The organism is Deinococcota bacterium, assembly GCA_030858465.1.
Taxonomy (GTDB): Bacteria; Deinococcota; Deinococci; order Deinococcales; family Trueperaceae; genus JALZLY01.
In genome coordinates this window covers 1-5,816 of sequence record JALZLY010000178.1, presented here as the reverse complement: position 1 = coordinate 5,816, position 5,816 = coordinate 1, and the positions used below count along the sequence as shown (strand labels likewise).

General features: G+C 67.9%; 5 protein-coding genes. All 5 read right to left on the bottom strand.

Annotated features, from left to right (window positions below; genetic code table 11):
* Window positions 1–92 (bottom strand): adenylyl-sulfate kinase (locus tag M3498_09080; protein ID MDQ3459432.1); only part of this gene is annotated, 92 nt, incomplete at its 3' end.
* 62 nt (window positions 93–154) lie between these two features.
* Window positions 155–1,327: a sulfate adenylyltransferase gene (sat, locus tag M3498_09075; GenBank protein MDQ3459431.1), complete on the bottom strand. Its 1,173-nt coding sequence runs from the start codon at window positions 1,325–1,327 to the stop codon at window positions 155–157.
* Between the two features lie 84 nt (window positions 1,328–1,411).
* Window positions 1,412–2,254, bottom strand: coding sequence for a 3'(2'),5'-bisphosphate nucleotidase CysQ (gene cysQ, locus M3498_09070; GenBank protein MDQ3459430.1), 843 nt, complete (start codon window positions 2,252–2,254; stop codon window positions 1,412–1,414).
* Window positions 2,255–2,315: 61 nt separating this feature from the next.
* Window positions 2,316–4,094 (bottom strand): SLC13 family permease, encoded by a 1,779-nt coding sequence (locus tag M3498_09065; protein ID MDQ3459429.1) that lies wholly within the window; start codon window positions 4,092–4,094, stop codon window positions 2,316–2,318.
* 165 nt (window positions 4,095–4,259) lie between these two features.
* The coding region (locus M3498_09060) for a P-loop NTPase (GenBank protein MDQ3459428.1) at window positions 4,260–5,816 on the bottom strand (1,557 nt) is incomplete at its 5' end.

The following is a 5,816-nucleotide window of genomic DNA, read 5'->3' as shown; positions in this document are numbered from 1 at the left end:
GCCCTCAGCTCGCGCTCGACCTCGCGGGCGATGGTGGTCTTGCCCGCGCCGGAAAGACCCGTAAACCAGAGTGTGACGCCTTCGTACTTCATATTGATATTGCCTCCGTGATAGTTGCCGTGCTGGCTGCTGGAATGGTTAACGCTCATACGGGTCAGGCGGTGGCCTTTTCCCGGTATGCGTTCATGAGGATGGTGGCGACTTCCGGGCGGCTGAACTCGATGGGGGGCATCTGGCCGCTGCTGAGCAGCTCGCGCACGCGGGTGCCCGAGAGGAAGACGTGGCTCTCCGAACCGTGGGGGCAGGTCTTGGTCGAGCCAAAGGCCTCACAGGTCCGGCAGTAGAAGGAGTGCTCGAAGTTCATGGTGGTGATGCTCAGCTCGTCCTTGCTGAACTCCTGGAAGACGTGCTGAGCGTCGTAGGAGCCGTAGTAGCTGCCCACCCCGGCGTGGTCGCGGCCCACGATGAAGTGGCTGCAGCCGTAGTTCTGCCGGGAAATCGCGTGAAGAACGGCCTCGCGGGGCCCGGCGTAGCGCATGGCGGCGGGATAGACGCCCAGGAGCACCCGGTCCTTGGGGTAGTAGTGCTTCATCAGGACGTCGTAGCACGCCATGCGCACATGGGCTGGCACGTCGTCAGACTTGGTGGCGCCCACCAAGGGATTTAAAAAGAGGCCGTCGGTCGTCTCCAGCGCGACCTTGGTGAGGTACTCGTGGGCGCGGTGGATGGGGTTGCGGGTCTGGAAGGCCACGATGTGGCTCCAGCCGCGCGCTTCGAACTCCGCGCGGGCGTCCGCCGGGCTGAGCCGGTAATCCAGGAAATCGTCGTGGGGAATGGCGCTCACCAGCGAGACGGGGCCGCCCAGATAGACGCTGCCCGCTCCCATCAGCGCCGCCACGCCGGGATGGGCGGGGTCGTCGGTGCGGTAGACCTCGCTGGCCTCGCGGTTCTGGTCGGGCTTGAACTTGCTCTCGACGGTCATCACCGCCAGGAGTTCGCCGCTGGGATGGGCCAATGCCACCTCGCTGCCCTGCCGGTACTTGTCCGAGCCGGCCTCGAGGACCTGCAGGGTGATGGGGATGCTCCAGGCCAGGCCGTTGCTCAGGCGCATGGTGGTAATGATGCTGTCGTAGTCCTCCTCGCCGACGAAGCCGGTGAGCGGGCTGTAGACGCCGCTGGCGAGGCACTCGAGGTCGGCCAGGTTGCGCTCCGAGAGGGTCAGGCGGGGCAGGGCGTGGGCGTTCTCGAAGGCGCTCTGGCGTTCATGGCCCGGCAGCGACCGGTCTACCAGCGCGCCCCCGTGAGGTGGTATGAGAGGTTTGGTCATCGTGAACTCCTAAGCCGCAGGGTTGCGGCACAGGCGAGAGTATACCCTAGCAGGGAAGCGAGAGGAGTGCATGCGTCACCTAAATCAGCCACCCGCGGCGGCGCCGAGATAGCCCTGCCAGTCGGGCGCGCGCTCGCCGGAGACGACGAAGTAGGGGTTTAAGAGGTCCGCCTTGTTGTAGCCCAGGGGTTCGCCGCCCAAGGTGGTCACCCGGCCGCCGGCCTGCTCGACCACGCACTGCGCCGCCGCCGTGTCCCACTCCATGGTGGGGCCGAAGCGGGGATAGAGGTGGGCCGCACCCTCCGCCACCAGGCAGAGCTTGAGCGAGGAGCCGATCGAGAGCACCTCCGGCTCGAGACCCGCCTGCTCGAGCCTGTTCAAAAACGCTCCCGTCTCGGCGCCCGCGTGCGAGCGGCTCGCTACCACCTTGAGGACGCCCTCCTGCGCGGCCCGACTGTGAATGGCGGCGGCACTGTTGCCCTGCTCCTTGCGGGCGCCCAGACCCTCGGCCGCCGCGTAGGTCGTCTCCAGGACGGGCGCGTGGACCACGCCCAGGACCGGCCGGCCGCCCTGGATCAGGGCGATGTTGACGGTGAACTCGCCGTTGCGCTTGACGAACTCCTTGGTGCCGTCCAAGGGGTCTACCAGCCAAAACGAGGTCCAGCCCCGGCGCGCGGCGTAGGGCGTGGCGCTGGACTCCTCGGAGAGCACGGGCAGCTCGGGCGTCAGCTCGCTCAGCCGCCCGCAGATGAGCCGGTGCGAGGCCAGGTCGGCCAGGGTCAGCGGCGAGGCGTCCTCCTTGTACTCGGTGCCGAAGTCGGCTTGCCCGTAGACGCTCATGACGGCCTCGCCCGCCGCGGCGGCGAGCTCGGCGATCTGGGGAAGCAGGGTTTTCAGGTTTGCGGTTGCCGGGTTCGTGGTGGACATGGGGTTCCTCTCTTGGGAGCTGGACTGGGGCTAAGGGGTCTGGGGCTAAGGGGGACTGGGGCTAAAAGGGCCAGATGCGCGGGATGATGAGGATGGCGACCAGGGCGGTGAGCAGGTTGAGGGGCAGGCCGATCTTCAGGTAGTCGCCGAAGCGGTAGCCGCCCGGCCCGTAGACCATCAGATTGGTCTGGTAGCCGATGGGCGTGGCGAAGCTGGCCGAGGCCGCCATCATGATGGCGATGGCAAACGGCATCAGGCTGACCTCCAGGCTGCTGGAGAGCGCCAGGGCGATGGGAAACATCAACACGGCGGCGGCGTTGTTGGTGATCACCGCGCTGAACAGGGCGGTGGCGAGGTAGAACATCACCAGGTTGAACCAGGGGCTGTCGCCCGCCAAGCCCACCAGGCTGCCGGCTATCATCCCCGCGGCGCCCGTGGTCTCGAGCGCGCTGCCGATGCCAAAGGCCGCCGCGATCACCACCAGGACCGACCAGTCGACGCTCTTTCTGGCCACGGCGGTGCTGCAGCAGCGGCTGATCACCATCAGGCCCGCGGCCAGCAGGGCGGCCTCGAGCATGCTGAGCCAGCCCACCGTCACCGCCGTGATCATGGCCAGCAGGATGGCGACCGAAAGAAGCGCCCGCTCGTGGCGGGGCGGGCTCGAGTCCTCGATGGCGCTGACCAGATAGAAGTCGCGGGAGTTGCGCTGCTGCACGGCAAAAGACGGCCTGGCCTCGAGCAGCAGGGTGTCGCCGGGCCTGAGCACGATGTCGCCGAGCTTTTCGCTGATCCGGCGGCCGCCCCGCGCCACGGCGATGACCACGGCATTGTAGACCGAGCGGAAGCGCCCGGCGCGGATGGTCTTGCCGACCAGCGGGAAGCTGTCGGAGACGACGGCCTCGATGAGCGAGCGCTGCGAGCGCGGGCCGTTCAGCTTGAAGACCTGGCCGGTGGCCGGGCTGAGCCCGCGGATGCGCTGCAGTTCCACCACCGACTCCACCACCCCCACGAAGACGAGCCGGTCACCGGCTTGCAGCGTCTCGCGCGGGGACACCGCCGGGATGATCCGGCCGCCTCGCTCGATCTCGGCTAGGTACATGCTCGAGAGGTGGCGCAAGCCCGCCTCCTCGATGGACTTGCCGACCAGCGGGCCACTGCCGCCTTCGCCGTCCACGATCATCTCGACGCTGTACTCCCTGGGGTCGCCGAGCTGGCTCATGGGCGGGCGCCGGTCCGGCAACAGCCAGCGGCTGGTGAGGACGATCATGGCGACGCCCAGCAGCGCGGTCGGCAGGCCGACCCAGGCGAGGTCGAACATGCCCAGGCCGGGAAGCGACGTCCGCTCGAGGAGGAGGCCGTTGACCACCAGGTTGGTGCTGGTCCCTACCAGCGTGCAGGTGCCGCCCAAGATGGCCGCGTAGGAGAGCGGGATCATCAGCTTCGAGGCGGATAGGCCGTACTTTTTGGCCCAGTCGTTGACCGCCGGGATCAGCATGGCCACCACCGGGGTGTTGTTCAAAAAGGCGCTCATGAAGGTGACCGGCGTCATCAGCTTGAGCTGCGCGTCGGGCAGCGAGCGGGGTTGCTTGAGGAGGCGCTGCACCAGCCAGCCGATGCCGCCCGTCTCGCGCAGGCCGGCCACCACCACGTAGAGCACGCCGACGGTGACCACGCCCTGGTTGGCCAGCCCGGCTAAGGCCTCGGCGGGCGTGATGACGCGGGAGACGAGCAGCAGGCTGAGGCCGCCGACGAAGACGACGTCGGGCGCGATGCGGGTGAGGGTCAAGACGCCCAGCATGACCACCACGACGCCCAGGGTAAACCAGGCTTCTAGAGGCACGAGGAAGCAAAGGAGTGGGGAGAAAGCGTCGGCATGGTGAAGATGGGCATGGTGAAGATCGACAGAGTGAAAATGGCGGTGGCTCGGCGGCGGCCCTGACCACAGCAGCAGGGGCCGTGATATGGCTGGCCCCTGTAGCTTGAGGTTGAGGTGATGTTCTAAGTGCTAGACGAGGTTCTTGGGCTTGGGGCGCTTTACCTGGTCGGCGCCCAGGGCGGTGAGCGACGGCTTCGTCTCCGGCTCGCCGTAGCCGTAGTTGTACATCCGGCTGCCCTGCTCGGTGAGGTTGGTGGCGACCACGCCCAGCAGGCGGACGGCGTGAAGCTGCAAGACGTCCACGGCGGCCTGGACCTGGCGCCGGTCGGTGCCCTTCAGGCTGCCGACCAAGACGGTGCCGGTGCACAGCGGCGCGATGGTGAGGGCGTCGGCGACGGGCAGGACCGGCGGCGAGTCGATGACGATGACGTCATAGGACTCCTGCCACTTCTTGAGGCAGGTGGCGAAGCCGTAGGAGAGGAGTTCGGCCGGTGAGGCGGTAGGCTCGAAGCTGGGGATGATGTCGAGGCCTTCCGAGGCGCTCACCGACACGCTGGCCGGGGTGAAGCGGCCCTGGTTCTCGTGAGGGTGCTCGAGGTGCTTTTGCAGGGAGTGGTGCAAGATGGGGTTCAAGTTGAGGACGCGGCCCAAGACCGGCTTGCGCAGGTCGGCGTCGATCAGCAGCGTGCGGTGCTTGTTTACGGCGAAGGAGGCGGCCAGGCTCAAGGCCACGCTCGACTTGCCCTCGCCGGCCAGGGCGCTGGTAACCAGAACGACCTTGGGGTGAGCCCCGGCGGTGGAGGAGAGCAGGTTGGTGCGCAGGTAGCTCGTCGCCTCGCGGGGCAGCCGGTAGGTCTTCTGGGCCTGTCTGGGGAACTCCGCTAAGACGGGCAGGCCGGTGGCGGCGGCGAGGTCGTCGCTGCTCTTCAAGCGGCGGTCGAGGGTGGCGCGGACGAGCATGACGCCATAGGAGAGCAGCAGGCCCAGGATGACGGCGATGGCGGCGTTGCGCGTGGTGCTGAGAGGTGCGGGCTGCCTCGGTACCGGCGCGGGTTGCAGGACGCGCAGGCGGCTCACCACCGAGTTGCTGAGCGCGCTGATCTGGCTGAGTTCCGCTTGTCGCTGGGCGCGCAGGGTGGCTAAGCCGCCGATCTGGTCTTGCACCTCTGCCGAGGCGGCGTTGGCACCCTGGCGAAGGTTCTCCATCTGCTCGTCGAGGCCGCTGATCTGTTCGCGAAGCGCGGCCGAAATGGCCTCCAGGTTTTCACTGCCGAGGCCGCGCTCCCACCTGAGCAGGGCCTCGGCCAGCGCGTTCGCCGCGTTGGCCGCGCCCGCGCCCGTGGGGTGCGTCACGTCGACGTGGATAAGCGGAGAATTGCGCGCCTCCTCGGTCCTGACGACGACGCGGCCCAAGCCCTGGCCCCCGCCCTCCATCTCCCTGATGGCCTGGGCCGCGTCGTTGAAGACGGGCGAGCTGTAGAGGGCGGCGCGGTAGGCGCCGAGGTCGAGCGGCGGGGTGGCCACCAGCGAGGCACCAAAGCCGCTGACGGCGGGGTTGGTCACGAGCAGGGTGGCACGGGCGTTATAGACGCGGTCTACGTTGCCGGAAAGCATATAGGCGGCCGCGCCGGCCAGCAGGGCGACGATCAACGCGACCGGCAGGCCCCGCAGCAGGAAGCGAGCGAG